This window comes from Paraburkholderia sp. SIMBA_030, from assembly GCF_046535245.1.
Taxonomy (GTDB): domain Bacteria; phylum Pseudomonadota; class Gammaproteobacteria; order Burkholderiales; family Burkholderiaceae; genus Paraburkholderia.
In genome coordinates, this window is sequence record NZ_JAWRXB010001523.1 from 1 (window position 1) to 240 (window position 240).

The 240-nt window shown below is 66.7% G+C and carries 1 protein-coding gene; it reads left to right on the forward strand.

The window, feature by feature from the left end; all coding sequences use genetic code 11:
- A partial coding sequence (locus SB772_RS45100) for an NADH pyrophosphatase zinc ribbon domain-containing protein (RefSeq protein WP_410839161.1) occupies nucleotides 1–240 on the forward strand: 240 nt, incomplete at both ends.

The following is a 240-nucleotide window of genomic DNA, read 5'->3' on the forward strand; positions in this document are numbered from 1 at the left end:
GGCACCTGGGCCCGCGAACACCGGTTCTGCGGCAGTTGCGGCCAGGCGATGACGCAAATCCGTTGGGAGCGGGCAATGTATTGCCAGCCGTGCGACCTGCGCAGCTACCCACGCATTTCGCCGAGCATGATCGTGCTGGTCACCCGCGGTGACGAGATTCTGCTGGCGCGCTCGCCGCGTTTTGTCACCGGTGTCTACAGCACCCTGGCGGGCTTTGCCGAGCCAGGCGAGTCGGCCGAG